The organism is Clostridium sp. chh4-2 (genome assembly GCF_002899675.1).
Lineage (GTDB): Bacteria > Bacillota > Clostridia > Lachnospirales > Lachnospiraceae > CHH4-2.
Genome location: NZ_PKUU01000012.1, coordinates 1 through 23,021 on the forward strand (window position 1 = coordinate 1; position 23,021 = coordinate 23,021).

Consider the following 23,021-nt stretch of genomic DNA (forward strand, 5'->3'; position numbering starts at 1 on the left):
TCATCTTTGGTAGCCATGTTCATGAGGTCATCTTTGGTAGCCATGTCCTTGATGTCATCTTTAGTAGCCATGTTCATGATATCATCTTTGGTAGCCATGTTTTTGATATCATCTTTGGTGGCCATGTTCATGAGGTCATCTTTGGTAGCCATGTTCTTAATATCATCTTTGGTAGCCATGTTTTTGATATCATCTTTGGTAGCCATGTTCATAATATCATCTTTGGTAGCCATGTTCATGATATCATCTTTGGTAGCCATGTTCTTAATATCATCTTTGGTAGCCATGTTCTTGATATCATCTTTGGTGGCCATGTTTTTGATATCATCTTTGGTAGCCATGTTCATGATGTCATCTTTGGTAGCCATGTTTTTGATATCATCTTTGGTGGCCATGTTCTTGATATCATTTTTCATAGCCATATCATCGAGATCGACCTTGGTCACCATATTTTCAATAATATATTGTAATTGTTGTTCAACAGTCATAATAGCTTACCCCCTTAATCTGGATACATAAATATCATACCATATACAAAGTGTAAAGTCTATTGAGTTTTCAAGGTTCACAAGGGATTGAATGGGATGCTGGCAGAAGATATATTTCTAAAAATGTGTTGTTTTACCATCAATTTCAGTAATTAAAAAAACAGCGAACCAAAAAGAAAAACTCCCATTTTAGAACTGATTTTAATTTGAACACATAAACCAGGAAAGAGCAGCAGATCAACCATTAAATGTTTTTGATTAGCTGGGAAATAATAAGAAACTACATGAAATTGCATTATTATAATACTACGATTGAAAATATGGAGATCAAATGACGGATAGCAGACGGATTCAATAGTCCCTGTAGATTAGGTGAATTCTCACCGATTGACGGACTACTGATAAAGAACTCAAAATGTAGGAAAATCAGACAGATAGTGAATTAGAAAATGCAGAAGTCTTATAAATGAACACAATGATGATTGTAGTAAAGTTCCGCGAATTTCACGCAGCCGCAATGAGAGCAGAAACACATGATGCACCCAAAAAAGGATCACTGCAATGAATCATCTTATAGATACTTTCTATTTCAAGAGCTTTCAGATGAAGAACATATTGAATTATTTCGTAACAATTATTAAAAATAGTTCGCAGAATGTTCATAAGCTTATTATGGAATAAATAAGAAGAAAAAACAACCCCCAATTCCTTCAAGATTGAGATGTATGGGAGTTGAAGGTTACTGTTCACGGCTCTTAGGGCCTCTGCCGTCTGTTCCGGCTCCGTGCGGTATATACAGCCTTTCCAGTTCCGGTTTCGAGCATAAGCACTTTAAACGTGCCGGATTTTTCTAAAACCCAAGGGAAATGCCCAAACTCGCTGACACTCAAACAGGTGGACATTTCCCTTGAACGAAAAATTCTGCTCGTTAAGAATTGCTAATACCCTGCAAAGTCACAGGAAAGGCTGTAATATACCGCGCGAAGCCGGACCAGACGGCAGAGGCCCCAGGAGCCGTGAACAGTAACAGTTGAAGTGCTGATTCGCATTGTGGCAATGAGGTAAAATACCTCTGAAGCGATAATCCCTTAGGCGGAGAATCCCGCAAGCGGAATTCTCCATTACAAAATTCATGTATCATTATTCATTAAGTGATAAAGTATGAAAAGGTTATAACAAATATAGATAGAATGTCTTTGACCTCCCCCTCGAATTCAGCTATAGTAAAAATATAAAGATAAAAGCATTACAGATCAGCCTTACGATTGCATACAAAATAAATGGAGGATATTGACCAATGTACGGTTTTAGAATTAATGAAAATATAGAAAGGCCCCCAAAAGAGCTATTAGAACAATTAGAACCATTTACAACCGCAGATCTATGTGACGGATGCGTTGTTTTTGACTCTATGGATCATCAGATCAAGCCATACATTACAAAAAAGAAAATCATCGGCCCGGCAATTACGGTAAAAGTACCTTCCGGGGAAGGAGATATTGTAGTAAAGGCGATCAAACTGGCCCAAAAAGGCGATATCATCGTTATCGCAGGCCATGGAAATTGTGCCAGTTCCTATTGGGGAGATAACCGAAGCAAAAAGGCTATGGAAGCCGGCGTGTCCGGAGTTGTAATCGACGGGGCTTTCAGGGATTTTGAAGGCTGTGAAGAAATCGGCCTGCCCGTCTATGCAAAAGGTTTAACCAGCGGATCAGCAGTAAAATCAGGGTTGGGAGAGGTCAACGTACCGGTCAGCTGCGGCGGAGTGGTGGTAAACCCGGGCGATATTATTGTTGGAGATGTAAATGGTGTATGCGTCATTCCAAAAGAATACGCATTGGAGATCATAGAAAATACAAAAAAGAAGCTGGGAATTTGACCGTTTAGACAGCTTTCCTTATATGCAGATATAGACATATATAGTATGCTGAAATATGTATTTTTATTTATGTATAAAGAATAGTACAATAATTTTAGAATCATTATAGTCTAAAGGATTAAAGGAGGATTTACATATGGAAAGCAGAAAAACGGCGCAGAAAAGATTTGAAGAGTTGATACAATCAGAATATGGCAGAATCGGGTACATAAAAGCCGATATAGGCTTCGCATCCCCTTCACTTTATCCGGTTAACCGGATCGTATAGAAGGCGGGTAAAGCAGATGGGAAGAGAAATGATAAAATTAACAGACAGCGGAGTATTTTTAACGCCCCAAGGCGAAGCGGTGAAACAGGGTGTCATACCTAAGACGGAAGCAGTCAAAAATACCATGGCCTATTCCATATTAAAAGCCCACAATCAGGGCGGCGATATGGAACATCTGCGGCTGAAATTTGATGCGCTGGTTTCACCGGATAATAACTATGTGAATATCCTTCAAACGGCCAGAGCAGGCGGGCTGAAGCAATTTCCGGTACCTTATGTGCTGTCCAACTGCCACCACACCCTATGTGCGGTGGGCGGTACGATCAATGAAGACGACCATGTTTTCGGACTGGGAAACGCAAAAAAGTACGGAGGGATTTTTGTGCCTCCCTATAGGGCTGTGCTTCACCAGTACATGCGGGAAATGATGGCGGGCGGAGGCCGGATGATACTGGGATCAGACAGCCATACCCGCTATGGTGCGCTGGGAACCATGGGGATAGGAGAGGGCGGAGGAGAAGTGGTAAAACAGCTGCTTTCCAAAACCTACGATATAGAGATGCCGCCGGTGCTGGCGGTGAAGCTGACCGGCTCCTTAAAGCCGGGTGTTGGCCCTCAGGACGTTGCCCTTGCACTGGTTGGAGCCACATTTAAAAATGGCTTTGTAAAAAACAAGATTTTAGAGTTCCTGGGAGACGGCATTGGCGGACTCAGCCCGGAATGCAGAATGGGAATTGACGTTATGACCACCGAAAGCGCTGCGCTCAGTAGCATCTGGTGTACGGATCAACTGGTTCAGGAGTATTTAGCCATACATGAAAGAGAAGAAGATTACAGGGAGATGAAGCCCTCCGGCATTGCGTACTACGACGGTATGATCGAGATCGATCTGTCTTCTGTAGAGTGCATGATGGCCTTGCCGTTTCATCCGGGCAATGTATGCAGCATCCGCGAATTTAAGGAAAATCCTGAAAAATACCTTAGAAAGGCAGAAGAAGAGGGGCAGAGGATCAAAGGGGATACAGGGAAAAAATTTGTGCTCATGGACAAACTGATAAATGGTGAGCTTCACATAGACCAGGCCCTTGTAAGCGGCTGCAGCGGCGGAATGTTTGAAAATATAGCAGCTATGGCGGATATACTAAGAGGCTGCGCGATCAATGGCAGCCGCCCGGGGTTGGGAATTAATCCTGCCAGCCAGCCGGTCTATATGGATCTTGTGGAAAAGGGAATTGTAAGCGAGCTTACCATAGCCGGAGCCGTGATGCGCCCGGCCATCTGCGGCCCCTGTTTTGGAGTGACCGATGTGCCGGCTGATAATCAGCTGAGCATACGCCATACCACCAGAAACTATCCCAACCGGGAAGGCTCAAAGCCGGGAGAAAACCAGATGGCAGCGGTTATTCTGATGGATGCCCGCTCCATTGCGGCCACAGTCCGAAACGGAGGTGTGCTTACTGCAGCGACCGAACTGGATGTTGTGTACAGGAACCCACAATATCATTTTCATGCTGAAATCTATAAAAATCAGGTGTTTAACAATTTTGGATCAGGTAATCCGGATGAAAACCTGAAGATGGGGCCCAATATAGCCGACTGGCCCAAGATGTATCCGCTCACCAGGCATTTGCTGCTGCGTGTGGCCGGAGCTTATGAAGGATCGGTCACGACCGATGAGCTGATTCCTTCCGGAGAGGTATCTTCTTACCGCTCCAATCCGGATAAAATATCGGAGTATATGATGATGAGCCGTGACAGCGGCTATGTAAAACGGGCAAAAGAGGTACGGGAACTGGACCGACGCAGAAGGTCCGGAGAAATCGGGGAAAACACTGACTGCGAAAGACTTCTTACGGCGCTTTGTAAGCGATTAAACTGCAGTCAGTCGGAAATTACCATCGGAAGTGCGATTGCCGGCGATCAGATTGGCGACGGTTCCTCCCGTGAACAGGCTGCAAGCTGCCAAAAGGTTCTGGGCGGCTATGCTAATATTGCCAATGGATTTGCTACGAAAAGATACCGCTCGAATCTGATAAACTGGGGCATTCTGCCGATTTTAACCGGGGACAGGACTGCGCTCCAAAACGGAGACTGGCTGCTTATAAAAGACGTGGACAGTGCGGTAACATTTTCCCCGGCCCCTGTTTTTGCGGAACTGCTGGATGCTGTTACCGGAGAGGATAAAAGCAGTTTAAAATGCACGTTTGGAGAAATGACGGAGGATGAAAAGCGGATTCTTCTGTCAGGAAGCCTGATCAATTATTACGGCCAAAACCGGGATTCATGAAAACCTGATGTCCGCCGTGGAAAAAGGAGAAGTTATGACACTGCTGCAGCTGCATTATTTTTGCAAAGCATATGAATCGGGCAGCGTTACAAAAGCTGCCCAGGAGCTGTTTGTCACACAGCCGACCATATCGTCCGCCATACGTGAGCTGGAAAAAGAATACGACTGCCTTCTTCTGGAGAGAAATGGAAAGGGAATGGTTCTCAGTGAGATGGGAAAGCTGTTTTATCAGCAGGCGTCCCTCCTTTTAAACTATGCGGAAGATTTTTCAAGGCAGATGCATGAGGCCGCCGACCAGACAAGGTATGTGAAGCTGGGGCTCACACGTTCCGTCGGGTCAAATGTTTATGCCGAATTTTTTGCCCAATGCGTGTTCCAATACCCGGAGATGAATATTGTCACAAGACCGGGAGCTTCGGTAGTGCTGTTTGACGAATTGAGAAAGCAGCATTTGGATCTTATTATTGTTCCAAGGCAGGAGGAAGAGGATTTTGAAAACCTGGAATTCATTGAGCTGAAAAAGACAAGGATGCTTTTTTGCATGTCCAGAAAACATCCTCTGGCCGGCTGCACCAGCCTTACCGTACCGATGATATTAAATGAGAAGATGGTGTCCACCATCAACGATACCAACAAAACGAAGGTTCTGAACCGCCTGTTTGCAGAATACGGCGCAGTTCCCAATATTATTGAACGCTATGACCAGCTGAATCTGGCGGTCAATATGATCCTAAATAATGTGGCCACCGGTTTCTTTCCGGAAGAAGGGGTGATGCGCTACAATGGGATTGTGGGAATTCCGCTGGAAGAAGAGCCTGAGATCGAGGTGCTTCTGGTATGGAATAAAGAGGCAAAGAAGAAACAGGAAGTCAGAAAATTTATAAAGAGTATCCGGGAATTTTATGCCGAATCCGAATAGAAAAGAATTTCTGTATTCATCCATATTTCACAGGAAATATGAGAATGCAGAAATTCTTTTTTTTGATGAAAACCGTTACGATCCACAGCCCCGGCGGTCTCTGCCAAAATTGGAACGGACGGCAGCGACCGCCGGAACGGTGAATAGTGAAAAAACCATAAAATAAATTTATGATTCTAAAATTTGATTAATTTTACAAAATGAGCCCTGTCCCGTAAGATAAAGTTATCAGAAAAACATATTTAGGGGAAATTAAAGGAGGTATTTGTTATGGGACGGGAAAAGGAGAAGTTTGGCCCAAACATGAAGATTGAAGGGGTTCCATGGAAGATGTTTCTGCTGTTTGCAGCGATTGTGCTGGCAGCTATGGCAACGGGAGGGCTTGGGACAGACATGATATCCATCATGGCCATGCTTTTTGTGATTGGCGGCATCTGTTATTTTGTTGGGGAACGGATTCCAATCTTTAATACATGGATTGGAGGAGGCAGCATGATGGCAATGATGCTTCCGTCATTTCTGGTATACCGGGGAATTATCACGGAGAAATATGTGGAAGGCGTTACTTTATTTTTTGATACGGCAGGATATCAGACCATGTTTATCTGTATCCTGATGGCCTGTGCATTTGTGGTGATTGACAGGGAAACCCTGCTTCAGTCCATCGTAAGATATATTCCCACCATTCTTGCAGGCGTGTTGGGAGCTGCCATAGCAGGATGCCTTGTGGGCATGGCGCTCGGATATTCCATACCGGAATTGCTTACATACTATGTGCTTCCGATTATGGGAGGCGGCAATGGAGCCGGAGCCATTCCCATGAGCCAGATCTATGAAGCGGCCACGGGAAAAGACAAGGATGCATATTATGCGGCCGCCGTTGCCATATTGACCATCGCAAATATCCTGTGCATCATCATGGGAGCCATTTTAAATGGAATCGGCAATAAAATTCCATCCTTGACAGGGGATAAAAAAGAAATTATGAGGAATGGCCGCAAGGCGGAAAAAGACAGAATGACGAAGCTGCCGGAACCTTCCCTGGAGCATACGGCAGTTGGATTTCTGATTATCGGCATCGTTTACATACTGTCCGTATTTATGGCGAAGGTGGCGCTTCCGAAGATTGGCTCCGTACAGATTCATCAGTATGTTTATTTTGTGTTATTTTTTATCCTGATTAATGTAAGCGGCATTCTTCCAAAAGAATATTGTGCCGGAATTAAACGGATTCAGGCATTTTTAGTGGGACGGTTTTCTGTTGCGGCGTTCGCGGCAGTGGGGATTTCCCTGCTGAATTTCAGCGAATTTGTAAGTGCGATCAATATTCAAACCTTGATTGTGTGCCTTGGAGTTGTGGCCGGTGCAGTGATCGGAAGCGCAGGCGCAGGTTACCTTCTCGGTTTTTATCCCATCGACGCGGCGATCACGGCAGGTCTTTGTATGGCAAACAGGGGCGGCGGCGGAGATGTTGTGGTTTTGGGAGCGGCAGACCGGCTGGATCTCATGTCTTATGCGGCTATTTCATCCAGAATCGGGGGAGGATTGGTACTCCTCATAGCCGGTATTGTATTCAGTTTAGTGTTATAATTTTATGAAAGCAGGGCATTGACAGTATGAATGATTTAGAACGGATCAGAAATGAAGCGGTGGGGCAGGAAGTGGATGAAGCGCTGATGAAACAGTATCCAATCAAAGAACAGAAAGAACTTGAGATTCCGACACGGCATGGATTTGTGAAAGCTTATCTGTACCGGCCATATTCAGACAATGAAAAGCTCCCGCTCATGGTTAACTTCCATGGAGGCGGTTTTGTAAAAGGATACCGGGGAAGAGATTTTGCCTTTTCCAGAATTCTCGCAACCGGTTGTGAATGCATGGTTTTGGATGTGGATTATAAAACGGCGCCGGAATACAAGTATCCATATGCCATTGAAGAGGGTTACGATCTGATTTGTTATGTATACGGCCATGGGGCGGAATGGAACGTGAATTGTGACCTGATCGCGCTTTCAGGCCAGAGCGCAGGTGCCAATATAGTGACCGCCATCACCTTCCTGCTGAAGGAGAACCAAAAAATGCTGCCCAAGTTTGTGAGCGCCTCTTACCCGCCATACGATCTGTTTAAAGATCCGGCTGATAAGTGGAAGGAGGGCAGTGAAGAGGCCAGAAAAAGTTTTGAAACAGGCAGGCTGTATAATGACTGGTATATAGAAAAAGAGCGAAGAAAAGAACTCTATGCATCTCCGGTCTACGCAGACCTCAGCCAGCTAAAAGGGCTTCCGCATTTTTTGATTATATGTGGAGAAGAGGACCCGTTGAATAAAGAGGCCATGGAGTTTGCAAAAATGCTGATGGAAGCCAATGTTACGGTAACATTTAAACGCGTACCGGGAGCAAAACACGGATTCCTGGTGCGCAGAAGCCCTGGCTATGATGTGGCGGAACAGCTGATATTTGCGGCGGCAAAACAGTGTTGGCAGAACGGCTGACGATGGGATAAGAAGCCGGAGCGGACAGCAGAGCCAGCGGCAGAAGAAAAGGAAAATGGGATCATAATGTCTCCTTAATATCTAAGAGGGATAATCGAAACCAACATCTTTTTTCTCCTTCCGCTGGCTTTTATATCCGCTCCGGCTTCCTATCCTTCTTTGCGTATCATTTATAAACCGGCTCTGTTACTGTTTCATCAGACGGATCAGTCAGACGGCATTGTTGTATTTACCCGGAAATTGTGATAAATATATTAGTAAACATAGATGCCTGTAAAACATTTACCGCCTGACAGCCGGGGGGAATTGAGAGGCATAACAGGAGGAAACTTCCATGGATTTTCGCGAACTGTACTATATCACCATGATAGCAGACTGCCAAAGCATTACAAAAGCTGCACAGAAACTATATATATCACAGCCGTCTCTCAGCCACCTCGTCTCAAAAGTGGAAGCGGAGCTAGGTGTGAAATTATTTGACCGGACGGCCTATCCCATCACCCAGACTTATGCAGGCGAGCGCTACGTGGATACGGCCAGGCAGATACTCCGTCTGAACGACAATATGAGAAGAGAGTTCAGCGATATCAGCGAGGGAACCGCAGGCAGAATTACAATCGGCATGCCCACAGAACGGGTGGGTTACATGCTTCCCAGGATTCTGCCCGCCTTTAAGAAAGAATACCCCAGGATCGAGATCATGACCTTGGAAGGAAAATCAGATGTACTCATCGATTCTGTTATCAAGGGCCAGAGCAATTTCATCATACTTCCAAGCACGGTTCACAATCAGGAGGTGGAATCCCAGCTGATCTACCAGGAAGAACTGGTCTATGTGGCAGGAGATAATCTGGTGGACGAATCCAGATGCATGCCGGGTCATCCGGACCAGATCGACATGTCAAAAGTGGCCGACATTCCTCATGTCATGGTGAGAAAAGGACATGCCATCAGAAATGCCGCCGAAGCTCTGTTTAAACAGCATCATATCGCTCCCGACTGTATTCTGGAAACCGGAAGCACAATCACCGCCTTTAATCTGGCAATGTCAGGTGTAGGCGCCACCATCGTGCCGTTGAGAACCGTCGAGATGTCAAAAGCCCTGAATGGCTACCGCTGTTATCAGATCGGAAGCGAGCCCTATACCTGGGATGTGAAAGTATTTTACCGCAGGGACAGCTATCTGGACAATGCGGAACAGCGCTTCATCGAAATTGCAAAACAGACATTCAGCGTTCCACGCCGCACTCAATAATTATAGGTTTTTATGCATAAAGATTATTCAATATATGTATTTTATTTTATGTGAAAAGTGATTTAAACTATAGATAGAGTATTAATTCAGTAAAAACATTGGAGGGTCTGTCGTGGGAAAATCACTAACAAGAAAAATTATTGAGTCACATTATGTATCAGGAAGCATGAAAGCAGGAGAAGAAGTATTTATCAGGGTTGATCAGACGCTGACGCACGATATCAATGCGGTAATGACATATCTGGCCTTTGAGGCCGTCGGCCTGGATCGGGTTAGGACTGAGTGCAGCGTCAGCTATCTGGACCACAATCTTTTATATGTGGATAATAAAACCCCGGATGACCACATCTACTTACAGTCCATAGCAAAACGCTACGGTCTGTACGCATCCAGACCGGGCAACGGCATCTGCCATACGGTTCACGTCTCCAGGTTCGGTGCGCCCGGCAAGATCAGCATGGGCGGAGACAGCCATACGCCTCACGGAGGAGCCATCGGCATGCTGTGCATCGGCGTCGGCGGCATGGATGTAGCCACAGCCATGACCGGAGTGCCCATGCGCCTTCAGATGCCCTCTGTAATCAAAGTAAATCTGACCGGATCGTTAAAGCCGGGCTGCAATTCCAAAGAAGTTATTCTGGAAATGCTGCGCCGTGTCAGCATAAAAGGCGGCCTTGGCAAAGTTTATGAGTACACAGGGCCCGGAGCAGCCGCGCTGGAATGCCCGGCCAGATCGACCATAAGCAATATGGGAGCCGAGATGGGGGCGACTTCATCCATATTCCCGGCAGATGAACAGGTGCGAACGTTCATGAAGGCCCAGGGACGGGAAGACGAATTTGTGGAACTGCTTCCCGACGAAGACGCGGAATACGATGATGTGATCGAAATCAACTTAGACGATCTGGACCCCCTGATGGCTTGTCCTCATCAGCCGGATAACGTGATGCCGTTAAAAGAAGTTCCCAAGAAACCGGTACAGCAGGTATTTATCGGAAGCTGTACCAATGCCAGTTATGCGGATATCGCAAAAGCCGCCTTAGTATTCCGGGGAAGACATGTCAATGAAAATGTGAGCTGTACCTGTGCCATCGCCTCCAAACAGATCTATAAAGCGCTGCTGCACGACGGCTATCTGGATATGCTGGTGGATGCAGGCGTCCGGCTGTTGGAACTGGCCTGCGGACCATGCTGCGCCATCGGACAGTCACCTGCCACCGAGGGAGTCGCCGTCAGAACCACCAACCGCAATTTCAAGGGACGCGCCGGTAATCCAACCGCAGAGATCTATCTGGTGAGCCCGGAAAGTGCCGCAGCAACTGCCATAGCAGGAACCTTTGCCACAGCTGAAGACATTATGGGAGAAGAGGTTAAAACGCTTTCTCTGGTACACGAACCGGAGCAGTATTTTGTGGACGATTCCATGCTCATTAAACCGCTTCCCGAGGAAGAAGCGCTGCAGACCGAAATCTTACGCGGCCCCGATATTAAACCTTTGCCGGTGCCGGATGCGCCCCAGCAGTATTTATCGGCCAAAATCAGCTTAAAGGGCAGAGATAATATATCAACAGACGACATAACGCCCGCCAGCGCCGAATTCAGCAGCATGCGTTCCAATATACCGCTGATGTCACAATACTGCTATCACCGCTATGATCCGGAATTTGCCGCCCGGGCAAAAGAACTGGGAAAGAGCATCATCATCGGCGGCGAAAATTACGGACAGGGCTCCTCCAGAGAGCATGCGGCCATAAATCCTATGTATCTTGGCGTTAAGATCGTGATTGCCAAAAGCATTGCCAGAATTCATAAGGGAAATCTGATCAATCACGGCATTATTCCAATGCTGTTCCAGTGTCAGGAAGATTACGATAAACTGGATTTGCTGGACGAACTGGAAATCGAGAATCTGCTGGACCAGATTCCGACGAGAGAGATTGTGATTCGGGATAAAACGAAAGATTTTACCTTTAAGGCCCGCCTGGATGTGTCGGATAATGAATTAGAAGTGATTTTAAGCGGAGGCCAGTTGGCTTATTTGAAAAAAATGTTAGGAGAATAGAGCGGAATGTCAGCTGCCGCCCTATCAAAAAAGTTTCGATGAATAGAAGGAAACAGTAGAATTGCCAGGTTTGCCTGAGAATTTTGCTGTTTCTTTTTTATGTTGCAGACAGACGGCAAACCGATTATTTAAAAGACTAAAAACTGAAAAATGATTTTAAAAACTGAAATTAGATTTTATAAAATGTTGATTTTTTGCATGGGTTCATGTATATTAACTATATTAGTGGAGAAAAGGAGCGAAAATCGTGAAAAAAGAGGGAAAAGACGAAAAAGTAAAAGCTCAGGGCAACCAGTCCAGTGTAAAGCTTTTAAAAGTTTTTGAGCATTTGATTTTAAAACGGGAGCCGCAGAGGCTTTTGGATATAGCCCGGGACTTGGGTATGAACAGCAGCACAGCGCTGCGTTTTCTGACAACGCTTGTAAATGAAGGATATGTGGATCAGAACGAAGAAACGCTTAAATATTTTCCCACCTATAAGATATGCGCTTTGGCAAGCAATGTAAATAATTATGTGGATATGCGGACCATCGCCAGACCATATATGGAGCAGCTGGCAAAAATTTTCGGAGAATCCGTATGCATGGCGGTAGAAGAAAATATGAGATCCGTTTACATCGAGGTGATCCGGGAGTCCAACCAGTCTTTAATGATGGTGCAGAGCGTAGGAAATGCAGTTCCCATGCATTGTACGGGCAACGGAAAGGTGATGCTTTTAAATTACTCGGAAGAAGATCTGGATAAACTGATACGGGTGGAAGGATTGGCCCGCTATACGGAAAATACCCTTACGAGCAAGTGGCAGCTGATGGAGGAACTGAAGAAAATCCGCGAAAGAGGGTTTGCCTATGACCAGGAAGAACGGGAACTGGGAGCCCGCTGCGTTGCATTTCCGATTTATAACTATACGGGAAAAGTGGTGGCAGGGCTGAGCGTAACAGGGCCTAAAAACCGTCTGACAGATGAGCTGATCGCTCCGAGACTGGATGATTTCCGCAGAATTTCCATGGAGATTTCTAAAAAATTGGGCTACAATGCTTTCAATTATTAAAATTAAATCTTAAAATAATAGGAAGACGATAGAAACAGGCTGTGATAAAAAAATCACAGGCCTGTTTTTTTGATCCAAAATAGTGAAAAATACTAAAAAAACGAAAAATATGCTCCTTTATTTGATGAAAATACTAAAAAACGATTGACAATAAGGATTGTTAAATATATACTGATATTACAAAATATTGAAATTAGATTTCAATTATTAAAATTATATAAGAGATGGAAAGGGGAAGGAAAATGAAAAAAACATCAAAAAAATTGGTCGGCTGTTTACTGTCATTTGCGACAGCGGCAACACTTTTGTCTGGCTGTGGAGGAGGCTCATCCACACCTGCTTCTACCGAAAGCGGAAAAGAAACTTCGGCAGTCAAAGAAGAGAATGCCAGTTCTGAGGTAGCGAAGTCTGAGTTGTCGGGTACGATTACCATGTGTACCCACAGTTCAGGAGCGGAAGGTCTGCGGGCGGTATTGGATGAGTACAAAAAGACGCATCCGGATGTGGATATCGACTTTACCATATATGAAAACGTGACAGAATTTGAAACGATGATGACCAGCTGGATTTCTTCTAATTCTCTGCCCGATATGTATCTTTCGCAGACCAGCACCGTTCAGCAGCAGTATGCGGCAGAGGGGTATTTAATGCCTTTAACAGGTACCGGCATCGAAGATCATCTGGCAGAAGGGGATACCAGTCTGGTTACCTATGACGGAAAACTCTATGCATTTCCTATGGCAACGAATATGTCGGTTACTATGTGTAATAATACGGCATTAAAAGAGCTGGGAATTGAACTGACGGTTGATAATTATCCTAAGAGTATGGGTGAATTCTTGGAATTAATGCAGAAATGCCGCGACGCCGGCGTGGAATACCCATACGGTCTTGCAGGGGCTGACCTGTCCTCCTGTACGGCATGGCCTTTCCAGTATATGTATCAAGTTCTTTACGGAGACGATCCAAACTGGTATGCCGATGTCCTTTCCGGAAAAAAGGATTGGTCTGACCCGGAATTCGTGGCAATGTTTGACGCGTATAATAAGATAAGGGAATATGTTTCTCCTGACTCACTTGGAAAGAATATGGACGGTTTATATGCGGACTTTATCAGCGGAAATACACTGTTTCTCAGTCAGGTGGCGACAACAATCAAAAATATTAAAGCGCTTGATCCGGAATGTGACATCATTTTACTTCCATCCAGTTTTACGGAAGACCCGGCTGACCAGACTTTGATCTCCAGCTTTGACGATGGAATCAGCATTACTGCAAATGCGAAAAATCCAGATTTGTGCCTTGATTTCCTGAACTATGTTACATCACCGGAAGGTTCTACCATCTATGCCAACACGACGGGAGTTGTATCCACAGTTGTGGGCTGTGAAGCGGAAATCGATCCTTCCTACAGCATTGTTTATGAAGTGCTTCAAAAAGGAACCCTTCCAAACAGTCCAATCCTTTCAAGACAGTGGATTGCCGGATTTAAGGAGCTGTTAAAGAGCGGATGCCAGAACTGGCTTGCAGGAGAAGATCCTCAGTCTGTAGCTGATACGATAGCGGAAGAACACAAACGGTTAATGGATGCGGATCCTGAGTGGGTATCCAACTTCCTCGAGACTTACGAGTGGAAGTGATCATTGTAACCATCGATTGTTACAGGGTGCCAGTATCATCCGGCGCCCTGTATCTTTTTTGAGAGCCGTGATCCAAGGAGAGCAATATGAAGAGAAAAAGTACGATTTTGGAGTTTTTGATCGTAATTCCGGCATTATCATTTTATCTGATATTTGTCATTTATCCGCTGTTGGGCGGCATATTTTACAGTTTGACGGATTGGAATGGGGTATCCGCCTCATTTAAGTTTATTAATATAGAAAATTATATTAAGCTGTTCCAGGACAAATATGTGCTGGAACCATTAAAAAATACGTTTATCTATGCATTTTTCACCACGATTATCCTGAATATTCTGGGCCTTGCCATGGCGGTGGGAACGGAAAATGTCAGCCATGGGAAAAATGTATTCCGCGCATTATTATTTGTTCCTGCTGTAGTGAGTTCAATTCTGGTCGGATTTGTCTTTAACTTCTTTTTTGCAAATGTATTGGCCGACATCGGTAAGGCATGGAATCTGCCTTTGCTGGCTAACAACATATTGGGAAGCACTAAACATTCGCTTTGGATGGGGATTTTAGTTTCCTCATGGAAAATGGCCGGCTGGTATATGGTTATTTACATAGCAGGACTGCAGAACATCGACCAGTCTCTGTACGATGCGGCGGATATTGATGGGGCGACCAGCTGGAAGCGGTTCCGGTATGTGACATTTCCTTTATTGGCTCCGTCCTTTACAATCAATATGGTTTTAGCCGTGGAACGCGCTTTTAAGGAATACGATATGATCTTCGCGCTGACAGGCGGAGGCCCGGGCCGGTCCAGCGAAGTGATTTCCATGACCATATATAATGAATCCTTTACAAACAAACGGGCCGGATATGGAGCAGCGCTAGGAGTCGTGCTCTTTGTCATCATTGTAGTTATCACCCTGTTCCAGATGAAGGTATTGAGAAGGAGGGAAGATAATGCGAGAGAATAGTAAAAAAAGAAGCAGGTTTGTAAAAGAAAGTATCATTATGGTTCTCATGCTGGCATGCGCTGCGATTATCCTGTATCCGTTTTTTATGATGCTCATGATTTCGCTGAAATCCACCAAAGAAGCCCTTATTAGCCCTAATACATTTCCAAAAGAGCTCCACTGGGAAAATTTCAGAATTGCATGGGAGAAGATGAAATTCCCTACGGTTTTTGCGAATACGGTTTTTATTACCGTGCTGAGCCTGTTCGGCATCATTGTGCTTTCCGGTTTGGCGGCCTATATTATCGCATGGTCGAAACACCAGAAATTCTATAACTTTATCTACTTGTTTTTCTTATGCGGCATTATGATTCCGTTTTATACCGCATTGGTGCCGTTAGTAAAACTGATGACAGATTTTCACTTAAATAATTCCCTGACAGGAATGGTCATCTATTACTGCGGTAGAAATATGCCTATGGCGGTTTTCCTCTACACCGGATTTGTAAGAGGGATTCCCAGGGAAATTCTGGAAGCCGGGCGCGTGGACGGGGCGAATCTGATGCAGCTGTACTGGAAAGTCCTGTTTCCGATCATGAAACCCATCACTTCCACGATTCTGGTGCTGGATGCGCTGCAGCTGTGGAATGATTTCCTGTTCCCGCGCATCATGCTGACCAGCAATAAGCTCAGAACCATTACCATGGCCCAGTATTATTTCCGGTCTGAAAACAGCAACCAATGGGGGCTTGCGTTTGCGGCATTTATCCTGTCCATTGTCCCTATCATTATTTTCTATTTTGCATTCCAGAAAAACATCGTAAAAGGCGTCGCCGCAGGCGCTGTGAAAGGTTGAGGAACCGATAGAATTATCGTTGAGGAGGAAAACTTATGGAAGTTAGAACCGTTCAGTATCAGTTAACACCTCCGGTTGAATTTGCATTAGGAAAATTAACCGGAGAAGGAATTCTGGTTTTGGAATATGATCCTTCCATGGAAGCGCAGTCTTATAAGCGCGTCTGTGTTGGAGATGAAATCACCATAAAAGCCGGAGACGAAGCAGGCATGATGTATGCTGTACTGGATCTGGCGGATGCGATGCGCAGGAATGAAGAGATCGGTGATGCAGCCGTCACCCCATACATGCCAAAGCGCGGTATTAAATTCAATATCCCTTTGGATTCCAGAACGCCCAGCTATTCCGATGCATCCACCAGCGCATCTGTGAATATTGCTCACATGTGGGAACTGTCATTTTGGGAAGAGTTTTTGGACCGGATGGCGGAAAATAAATATAACGTGCTGTCCCTTTGGAGCTTGTCTCCATTTCCCTCACTAGTTAAAATTCCCGAATACCCCAAAGCCTGTGTGGATGATGTGAAGATCACCACAAGGCCGTTCCACGCAAAGCTGTCCGGCGTGGGAATTTACGGAGAAGATCACCGCCGCAGTCTCTATACGGTAAAGAAAATTACAATCGAAGAAAAGATAGACTTCTGGCGTCAGGTTATGGAATATGCCAAAAACCGCTGCATACAGATCTATATTTTTACATGGAATCTGTTTGTCTACGGTACGGAAGATTCCCCTTACAAAATTACGGACAAACTGGACAATCCGGTTACCAGGGATTATGTGTACTGCGGGGTAAAATCCCTGATGGAAACGTATCCGCTGCTTGCAGGCATCGGCGTGACGGCAGGAGAAAATATGGACTTCATCGGAGGTTCCACAGACGAAAACAGCGTTTTCTTCCAGTCGGATATCGAATTCATAGCAGATACCTATGGACGCGGGATCAGAGATTATCTGGCAGACCATCCAAAACGGAAGTTTACATTGATCCACAGGATGCAGATGGCAAAATATGACCATATTATCAATCAGTTTAAAGATTTTCCATGTGATTTTGAGATCAGCTTTAAATATTCCCAGGCCCACATGTATTCCAGCCCAAAACCGAAATTTATTCAGGGCTTTTTAAAAGAAAAGGCACCGGACGTAAAGGTATGGCTGACTGTGCGCAATGACGATTATTATATGACGCGCTGGGGAAATCCGGAGTTCGCAAAGGAATATCTTGCCAACATGCCAAAGGAATGCATGTCCGGATTCTATATGGGACCGGACGGTTTCACCTGGGGACGTGACTATATGACAAAAGGCGACAAAAATCATCCGCTGGTAGTAGATAAGATGTGGTATATGTTCCGAATTTGGGGACAGTTAAGCTACAATATCCATTTGGAAGAGGAATATTTCCAACATGAATTAAGGGCCAGATTTGGAATCGACGGAGAACAGAGCAAAATTCTCTATACTGCATGGAAAGAAGCTTCTCAGATCATACCGGAGTTAAACTGCATTCACTGGCATGATTTTGATTTCCAATGGTGGCCGGAAGGCTGCTGTATGTATGAGAAAGAGCCCATGGATAAAATCTGCTTCGCCGATATCCATGAATTTATGGACTGCCCTGCAATGCCAGGTTCCGGGTATGCCTCCGCCGGAGAATATGCGGAATCCGTTGTAAATGGCACCGAATCAGGGAAAATATCTCCGGCCGCCGTTGCGGAATCCATAAACATTCATGCAGAAAAAGCATTGAAAAATCTAAGGGAACTGAAATCGGGAACCGATCAGGAATTGGAGAGAACAAAATACGATATTCAGACCATGAGCCTGCTCGGCATGTATTATTCGGAGAAAGAAAAAGCTGCCATAAACCTGGCGGTCTATCAGAAGACAGGGGATAAGAAAGAGCAGCAGGCTGCAATCGACCATTTGAAAAAAGCGGCCGGAACCTGGAAACGGTATTCTGCCATGATCGGCGCCATGTACGAACCACAGGTTCTGACCCGGCTCTGCGGCAGAGTAGATGTGCAGGAATTTGACCGTCTGGCAGATTTAGACGTTCTTTTAGCCGGAGAAAATTAACAGACAGAATAGGCCTGGATACCGGACCACAGTCTTTTAACCTCCGGTCCGCCCGGAGATCCGCGCAGAAGTGCGGCGGATTCTCCGGCAGCTTTACAGCGCCTTTTTTAAACTGCCGCACTTCAGAATGGAGGAAAAAATGAGAGATTCAATTCATAAATATTTTAAAATAGGAACGATCCAGTGGATGTCCTATCCGCCTGCAAAATGGGGGTTAATGGAGAGCGTAAAAAAGATAGCGTCCGACGATTTCTTCGACGCCATTGAAGTGACCCACGTAGCCGACGACGGGGAACGGGAAAAATTGAGAAATCTGATTCAGGAAGCTCATCTGTCTGTCTGCTTCGGCGCACAGCCCTGTCTGCTGGGAACCGGTGCGAATCCCAACCATATTGAAGAGGCAAAGCGTGAGGAGGCGGAAAAGATTCTCAGGGATGCGGTGGACGAGGCCCAATACCTCGGCGCAAAGGCAATTGCATTTCTGGCGGGAAAATGGGAGGAAGAGACAAAAGATCTGGCCTTTTCCCAGCTGGTAAAAACCACGGTCAATGTGTGCCGTTACGCCCGGGCAAAAGGCATGAGCGTCAATCTGGAAGTATTTGATTTCGACATGGACAAAGCCGCGCTGATCGGCCCCGCGCCTTATGCGGCGGAATTTGCGGCAAAGGTGCGGTCATGCTGCAGCAATTTCGGGCTGTTAGTCGATCTGTCCCATTTTCCGACAACTTATGAAACTTCAAAATTTGTGATTCAGACGCTGCGCCCCTACATCACCCATTTTCATATTGGAAATGCGGTCGTAATTCCCGGCAAACCGGCATATGGAGATAAGCACCCCAGATTCGGATTCCCGGACAGCGCCAATGATACGGAACAGCTTCTCGATTTTTTCCGCGTGCTGAAGCAGGAAGGATTTTTTGATGCAGAACAGCCGTTTAACCTTTCCTTTGAAGTAACTCCTTACGGAGATGAAGACGCGGACGTGATTGTAACCAATACAAAACGGGTGATGAACCGGGCATGGGCATTATTGGAGGATTGATGATGAAACTAGTAATCTTAGATGGTTATACGGAAAATCCCGGCGATTTAAGCTGGAAGGGAATGGAAGATCTGGGCGAATTAACGGTTTATGACCGGACGCCTGCAGAAAATATAATATCCCGCATCGGAGACGCCGAAGCGGTTATTACAAACAAGACGCCAATTACAAAAGAGACTATGGACCAATGCCCGAATATCAGATACATCGGCGTTCTGGCCACCGGATATAATGTGATCGATGTGGAATATGCAAAGGAAAAGGGAATTATCGTTTCCAATATCCCCACTTATGGAACCACCGCAGTTGCCCAGATGACGATGGCCATGCTCTTGGAAGTCTGCCACCATGTAGGAGCCCATTCAGAGGCGGTAAAATCCGGAGAATGGACCAATAATCCGGATTGGTGCTTCTGGAATTATCCATTGGTGGAATTGGCAGGAAAAACCTTCGGAGTCATCGGTTTCGGCCGCATCGGCCAGGCGTCCGCCAAACTTGCCAAAGCATTTGGAATGCGGATCTTAGCTTATGATGAATATCCAAATGACGCGGGCAGGGAAATCGGAGAGTATGTGTCTTTGGACGTGTTATTGTCCCAGTCAGACGTTATCTCCCTGCATTGTCCTCTGTTCCCCTCCACCCAGGGAATTATAAATAAGGATACGATCGGCAGGATGAAAACAGGCGCAGTTCTCATCAATACAAGCCGCGGGCCCCTTGTGGTGGAAGATGACCTGACGGAGGCGCTCAACAACGGAAAGCTGTCCTTTGCCGCTTTGGATGTTGTATCCACAGAGCCGATTAAGGAAGACAACCCGCTTCTGAAATGCAGCAACTGCATTTTGACACCTCATATTGCATGGGCGCCTAAAGAGAGCAGGCAGAGGCTGATGGATATAGCGGTTGATAATTTGAAACAGTTTTTATCCGGTAATCCGGTCAATGTGGTAAATCCTTAATTGGCGGCAGTGTACATATAGGGTACATGAAATCAGAAGACAGGATAAGCTGCCCGGAGGGATTTTTTATATCATAGGAGTACTTTCCATGATATAAAAAAGGACCACATATGTGGTCCTTTTTTCGTTGCATCCAATCTCTAAGGAATCCATACCCCGTCTCCGTTCACATAGTAATGATCAGGCGTCATCCTGTTGGTATACATGGCTCCGTCTTCGCCCAAATAGTAATACTTATCTTTCCAAAGGACCCATCCGGTTACCATATAACCATTTTCATTGAAGAAATACCATTTGTTATTGATATACTGCCAATTGTTTCTCGTGTAAGTCCGGTCTGCATTGCAGTACCACCAGCCAACCGTGTCCTTCAGCCAGGCACCGGAGCTGCTCTGTCCGGGCCCGTTGGAGGAGAAGGAAGAAGAGGAGGAACCAGGTTTAGACGAATTGCCGTAGCTCAATTCATCCGCTGTTTCGGCATCGATATAAACGCTGTCCGACTCATTCCAGTCGCCCCGTTCGGAAGAATTGCGGACACCGCGCACCTGAAAGCTGTAATCCCCTTTTCTGGTGATATCGGATGAGAAATCAAAAAACGTATCCTCGACCTTATAGATGGAGGAACAGGAATTGCCGTTGCGGTATAAGCGAACCTGATAATACTTGGCGTAAGAATTTTCTTCCCAGCTGGCTTCTCCGGAACTGTCGTTTAATTCCAGCCCATCCACATAGAGATCACCGCTGCCCTCCAGCTTATCCAGTTTAACGGTCAAAATGAGAACCGTCTTGGAATCCTGCGTCGAGGAGCTTACATAAGTAGCGCCCTCTCCATTCAGATCAAAATCGCTTTTCCGGTCAGCGGAAAAATAGCAGTCGCTTTCGGCCGACAGATAAACCTTGACTTTGGGCCTGTCATTATCATCCCATTCATCCACATCGTTGAGAATCTCAACATCATCCACATAATAGTCGCCGCCGTTGGCGGTTACATCCACAGTGCCGCCGCTTTCGCCCACCTCGATATCAGAGCTGAAATCCAGGCTGACATAGTCGATTTCCGTCCGGCTCTTGCCGAAAGCAGGAACCAGAGTGAGACCGGATAAAGCGGTGACAAGAACGGCTGTAAACAGATAATTTACAGGTTTTTTCATAAAACCCCTCCTTGTTTTAGAATCCTTTCCTTAATTATCCTTATTATAGCATAAAAAATAGCATGATGTATGAAAATTACATTAACATTCCCTGACATATTGATGCCTTTAGCTGGCCATATGAATACAAAAGAATTATAATAGAAAAAAGCGATGGGGGAGAAGTCTTCGGCTGTCCAGCCGCATTTTAAGAATGGAGGGACTTGTTCCTGTCGAAAAAGAAGAATTTATGGAAAATATAGAGCGTGCAAAGGAATCGGATAATAAATAACCGGACCAGCCATTTAAAAATCGGCTGATCCGGTTAAGGGTTGTTTCAATGTGTGCTGGTGTGAAGGCTTGGCGATACGCTTTGACCGACAAAACGCTCTTTATCTTCACGCTTAATGGTACCGGACAGGAAGAATGACATCTTCGCACATGCCGGTCCGATCAGTTCATAGAGAACGGATGAAGACAAGATGATGGTGAGCAGCAGGTTGCCGATATCAGGCGGCAGCAGGCGCTGTCCGAGGAATGCCAGACCGATGGCAACTCCGGCCTGCGGTATCAATGCCAATCCCATATATTTGGTGATTTCCGGGCTCATCTTTGTGGCTTTACAGGAGAGATACGTACCTGCGTATTTTCCTGCAATACGGATAATAAAATATGCGGCGCCGATGACTCCGGCCGTAGTAATTGCTCCCAAATCCAGATTCATGCCTGATACAATAAAGAAGATAGACATAACCGGCGGAGTGAAATCATTGATCTGATGGAACAGAGCTTTGTCTTTTGTGGTATTGATGTAGGTTGCGCCGAATACCATGCAGGACAGAAGCGGTGACAAATCAAAGCTTGCGCATAAACCTGAAATACCCATCAGCATAGCGATAACCAGGATCAGACGGTTGTCATGGCTCCTGGAAGGTGTGATCAGTTTTCCCAGCACGATTCCGCAAAGGAAACCGACTGCCAATCCTCCTATATTATAGAGAATCGGAATGACGATATCGGAAACGGAAACAGAACCCGTTGTGCGGGCATTTACTACGGCTACGACCATGCTGAATGTCAGCAGGCAGACAACATCATCCAATGCGACTACCTGGAGAAGCGTGTTTACAAAATCTCCTTTGGCGTGATACTGATGAATGGTCATCATGGTGCTGGCCGGTGCAGTAGCAGTAGCGATTGCTCCCAGGATCAGTGAGAAATTCCAATCCAGATGGAACAGATAATGCATAGCTAAAGTAACGATAACCCCTGCGGTTAAAGCTTCTGATAAAGTGACCAGGATAACTCTGATCCCTGCTTTTTTCAGAACTTCTTTTTTGAAAAATTTTCCTACCCCAAATGCGATGAAGGCAAGCGCTATATCACTCATAAATCCCATGTGTTCAATTACTGATTCCGGTATGACATTACAGACTGACGGTCCGATCAAAACTCCAGCTAAAATGTAACCGCTGACATTGGGAAGATGAAGTTTTTTCGTAATTCGTGTCATAAGAAATCCTGCGAACAGAATAACGGAAATGGAATATAAAACGATTGTCGATTCATTAAACGTACTATAAATCGGTTGCATTGTAAGACCCCCTTGTATTTCTCCTTGTTCATGCTATAATTATAGCAGGTTGCAATATAAATACAAATTATGAAATG

18 protein-coding genes are annotated in these 23,021 nt (G+C 45.4%); 15 read left to right on the forward strand and 3 right to left on the reverse strand.

Features of this window, described 5'->3' with window-relative positions:
* On the reverse strand, positions 1-449 hold a 449-nt coding region (locus tag C0033_RS13660), incomplete at its 3' end, for a hypothetical protein (RefSeq protein ID WP_207656874.1).
* Positions 450-1,785: 1,336 nt separating this feature from the next.
* Here C0033_RS13660 and C0033_RS13665 point away from each other — a divergent pair.
* The 15 genes from C0033_RS13665 to C0033_RS13735 all read left to right on the forward strand — a co-directional run bounded on the left by C0033_RS13665 (position 1,786) and on the right by C0033_RS13735 (position 20,220).
* Positions 1,786-2,367, forward strand: a complete 582-nt coding sequence (locus C0033_RS13665; protein ID WP_103228437.1) for an RraA family protein — start codon at positions 1,786-1,788, stop codon at positions 2,365-2,367.
* A gap of 136 nt (positions 2,368-2,503) precedes the next feature.
* Positions 2,504-2,635 (forward strand): hypothetical protein, encoded by a 132-nt coding sequence (locus C0033_RS27640; protein ID WP_278320751.1) that lies wholly within the window; start codon positions 2,504-2,506, stop codon positions 2,633-2,635.
* 28 nt (positions 2,636-2,663) lie between these two features.
* The gene (locus tag C0033_RS13670) at positions 2,664-4,922 is read left to right on the forward strand and encodes a hydratase (protein ID WP_103228566.1); all 2,259 of its coding nucleotides are present in this window, start codon (positions 2,664-2,666) and stop codon (positions 4,920-4,922) included.
* Between the two features lie 34 nt (positions 4,923-4,956).
* The gene (locus tag C0033_RS13675; RefSeq protein WP_180994729.1) at positions 4,957-5,841 is read left to right on the forward strand and encodes a LysR family transcriptional regulator; all 885 of its coding nucleotides are present in this window, start codon (positions 4,957-4,959) and stop codon (positions 5,839-5,841) included.
* A gap of 270 nt (positions 5,842-6,111) precedes the next feature.
* Positions 6,112-7,431, forward strand: a complete 1,320-nt coding sequence (locus tag C0033_RS13685; RefSeq protein WP_103228440.1) for a 2-hydroxycarboxylate transporter family protein — start codon at positions 6,112-6,114, stop codon at positions 7,429-7,431.
* 26 nt (positions 7,432-7,457) lie between these two features.
* Positions 7,458-8,333: an alpha/beta hydrolase gene (locus C0033_RS13690; protein ID WP_103228441.1), complete on the forward strand. Its 876-nt coding sequence runs from the start codon at positions 7,458-7,460 to the stop codon at positions 8,331-8,333.
* 334 nt (positions 8,334-8,667) lie between these two features.
* Positions 8,668-9,588, forward strand: coding sequence for a LysR family transcriptional regulator (locus tag C0033_RS13695; protein ID WP_103228442.1), 921 nt, complete (start codon positions 8,668-8,670; stop codon positions 9,586-9,588).
* A gap of 112 nt (positions 9,589-9,700) precedes the next feature.
* Positions 9,701-11,650: an aconitate hydratase gene (locus C0033_RS13700; RefSeq protein WP_103228443.1), complete on the forward strand. Its 1,950-nt coding sequence runs from the start codon at positions 9,701-9,703 to the stop codon at positions 11,648-11,650.
* A gap of 247 nt (positions 11,651-11,897) precedes the next feature.
* Positions 11,898-12,701: an IclR family transcriptional regulator gene (locus C0033_RS13705; protein WP_103228444.1), complete on the forward strand. Its 804-nt coding sequence runs from the start codon at positions 11,898-11,900 to the stop codon at positions 12,699-12,701.
* A gap of 242 nt (positions 12,702-12,943) precedes the next feature.
* On the forward strand, positions 12,944-14,341 hold the full coding sequence (locus C0033_RS13710) for an extracellular solute-binding protein (RefSeq protein ID WP_180994730.1): 1,398 nt from the start codon (positions 12,944-12,946) through the stop codon (positions 14,339-14,341).
* Between the two features lie 86 nt (positions 14,342-14,427).
* Complete coding sequence (locus C0033_RS13715; RefSeq protein WP_103228446.1) at positions 14,428-15,303, forward strand: sugar ABC transporter permease; 876 nt, start codon at positions 14,428-14,430, stop codon at positions 15,301-15,303.
* Positions 15,290-16,138 (forward strand): carbohydrate ABC transporter permease, encoded by an 849-nt coding sequence (locus tag C0033_RS13720; RefSeq protein ID WP_103228447.1) that lies wholly within the window; start codon positions 15,290-15,292, stop codon positions 16,136-16,138. Before C0033_RS13715 ends, C0033_RS13720 begins: the two co-directional genes overlap by 14 nt.
* Before the next feature lie 35 nt (positions 16,139-16,173).
* Complete coding sequence (locus C0033_RS13725) at positions 16,174-18,219, forward strand: hypothetical protein (protein ID WP_103228448.1); 2,046 nt, start codon at positions 16,174-16,176, stop codon at positions 18,217-18,219.
* 139 nt (positions 18,220-18,358) lie between these two features.
* Entirely contained in the window at positions 18,359-19,261 is a 903-nt protein-coding gene (locus tag C0033_RS13730; RefSeq protein ID WP_103228567.1) for a TIM barrel protein, read from the forward strand.
* Positions 19,262-19,263: 2 nt separating this feature from the next.
* A complete protein-coding gene (locus C0033_RS13735; protein ID WP_103228449.1) occupies positions 19,264-20,220 on the forward strand; it encodes a D-2-hydroxyacid dehydrogenase in 957 nt (318 codons plus the stop codon).
* Between the two features lie 140 nt (positions 20,221-20,360).
* On the opposite strand, the gene C0033_RS13740 is transcribed toward C0033_RS13735, so the two are convergent.
* Together C0033_RS13740 and C0033_RS13745 are read right to left on the reverse strand one after the other, a co-directional pair.
* On the reverse strand, positions 20,361-21,371 hold the full coding sequence (locus tag C0033_RS13740) for a hypothetical protein (RefSeq protein WP_103228450.1): 1,011 nt from the start codon (positions 21,369-21,371) through the stop codon (positions 20,361-20,363).
* Between the two features lie 316 nt (positions 21,372-21,687).
* Complete coding sequence (locus C0033_RS13745) at positions 21,688-22,944, reverse strand: cation:proton antiporter (RefSeq protein ID WP_103228451.1); 1,257 nt, start codon at positions 22,942-22,944, stop codon at positions 21,688-21,690.
* Positions 22,945-23,021: the final 77 nt, after the last annotated feature.

What these genes read in the sequence shown, in the direction of transcription:
- C0033_RS13665 (WP_103228437.1), top strand. Translation starts at nt 1,786, where the DNA reads ATGTACGGTTTTAGAATTAATGAAAATATAGAAAGGCCCCCAAAAGAG.
- C0033_RS27640 (WP_278320751.1), top strand. Translation starts at nt 2,504, where the DNA reads ATGGAAAGCAGAAAAACGGCGCAGAAAAGATTTGAAGAGTTGATACAA.
- C0033_RS13670 (WP_103228566.1), top strand. Translation starts at nt 2,664, where the DNA reads ATGATAAAATTAACAGACAGCGGAGTATTTTTAACGCCCCAAGGCGAA.
- C0033_RS13675 (WP_180994729.1), top strand. Translation starts at nt 4,957, where the DNA reads ATGACACTGCTGCAGCTGCATTATTTTTGCAAAGCATATGAATCGGGC.
- C0033_RS13685 (WP_103228440.1), top strand. Translation starts at nt 6,112, where the DNA reads ATGGGACGGGAAAAGGAGAAGTTTGGCCCAAACATGAAGATTGAAGGG.
- C0033_RS13690 (WP_103228441.1), top strand. Translation starts at nt 7,458, where the DNA reads ATGAATGATTTAGAACGGATCAGAAATGAAGCGGTGGGGCAGGAAGTG.
- C0033_RS13695 (WP_103228442.1), top strand. Translation starts at nt 8,668, where the DNA reads ATGGATTTTCGCGAACTGTACTATATCACCATGATAGCAGACTGCCAA.
- C0033_RS13710 (WP_180994730.1), top strand. Translation starts at nt 12,944, where the DNA reads ATGAAAAAAACATCAAAAAAATTGGTCGGCTGTTTACTGTCATTTGCG.
- C0033_RS13715 (WP_103228446.1), top strand. Translation starts at nt 14,428, where the DNA reads ATGAAGAGAAAAAGTACGATTTTGGAGTTTTTGATCGTAATTCCGGCA.
- C0033_RS13720 (WP_103228447.1), top strand. Translation starts at nt 15,290, where the DNA reads ATGCGAGAGAATAGTAAAAAAAGAAGCAGGTTTGTAAAAGAAAGTATC.
- C0033_RS13725 (WP_103228448.1), top strand. Translation starts at nt 16,174, where the DNA reads ATGGAAGTTAGAACCGTTCAGTATCAGTTAACACCTCCGGTTGAATTT.
- C0033_RS13730 (WP_103228567.1), top strand. Translation starts at nt 18,359, where the DNA reads ATGAGAGATTCAATTCATAAATATTTTAAAATAGGAACGATCCAGTGG.
- C0033_RS13735 (WP_103228449.1), top strand. Translation starts at nt 19,264, where the DNA reads ATGAAACTAGTAATCTTAGATGGTTATACGGAAAATCCCGGCGATTTA.
- C0033_RS13740 (WP_103228450.1), bottom strand. Translation starts at nt 21,371, where the DNA reads ATGAAAAAACCTGTAAATTATCTGTTTACAGCCGTTCTTGTCACCGCT.
- C0033_RS13745 (WP_103228451.1), bottom strand. Translation starts at nt 22,944, where the DNA reads ATGCAACCGATTTATAGTACGTTTAATGAATCGACAATCGTTTTATAT.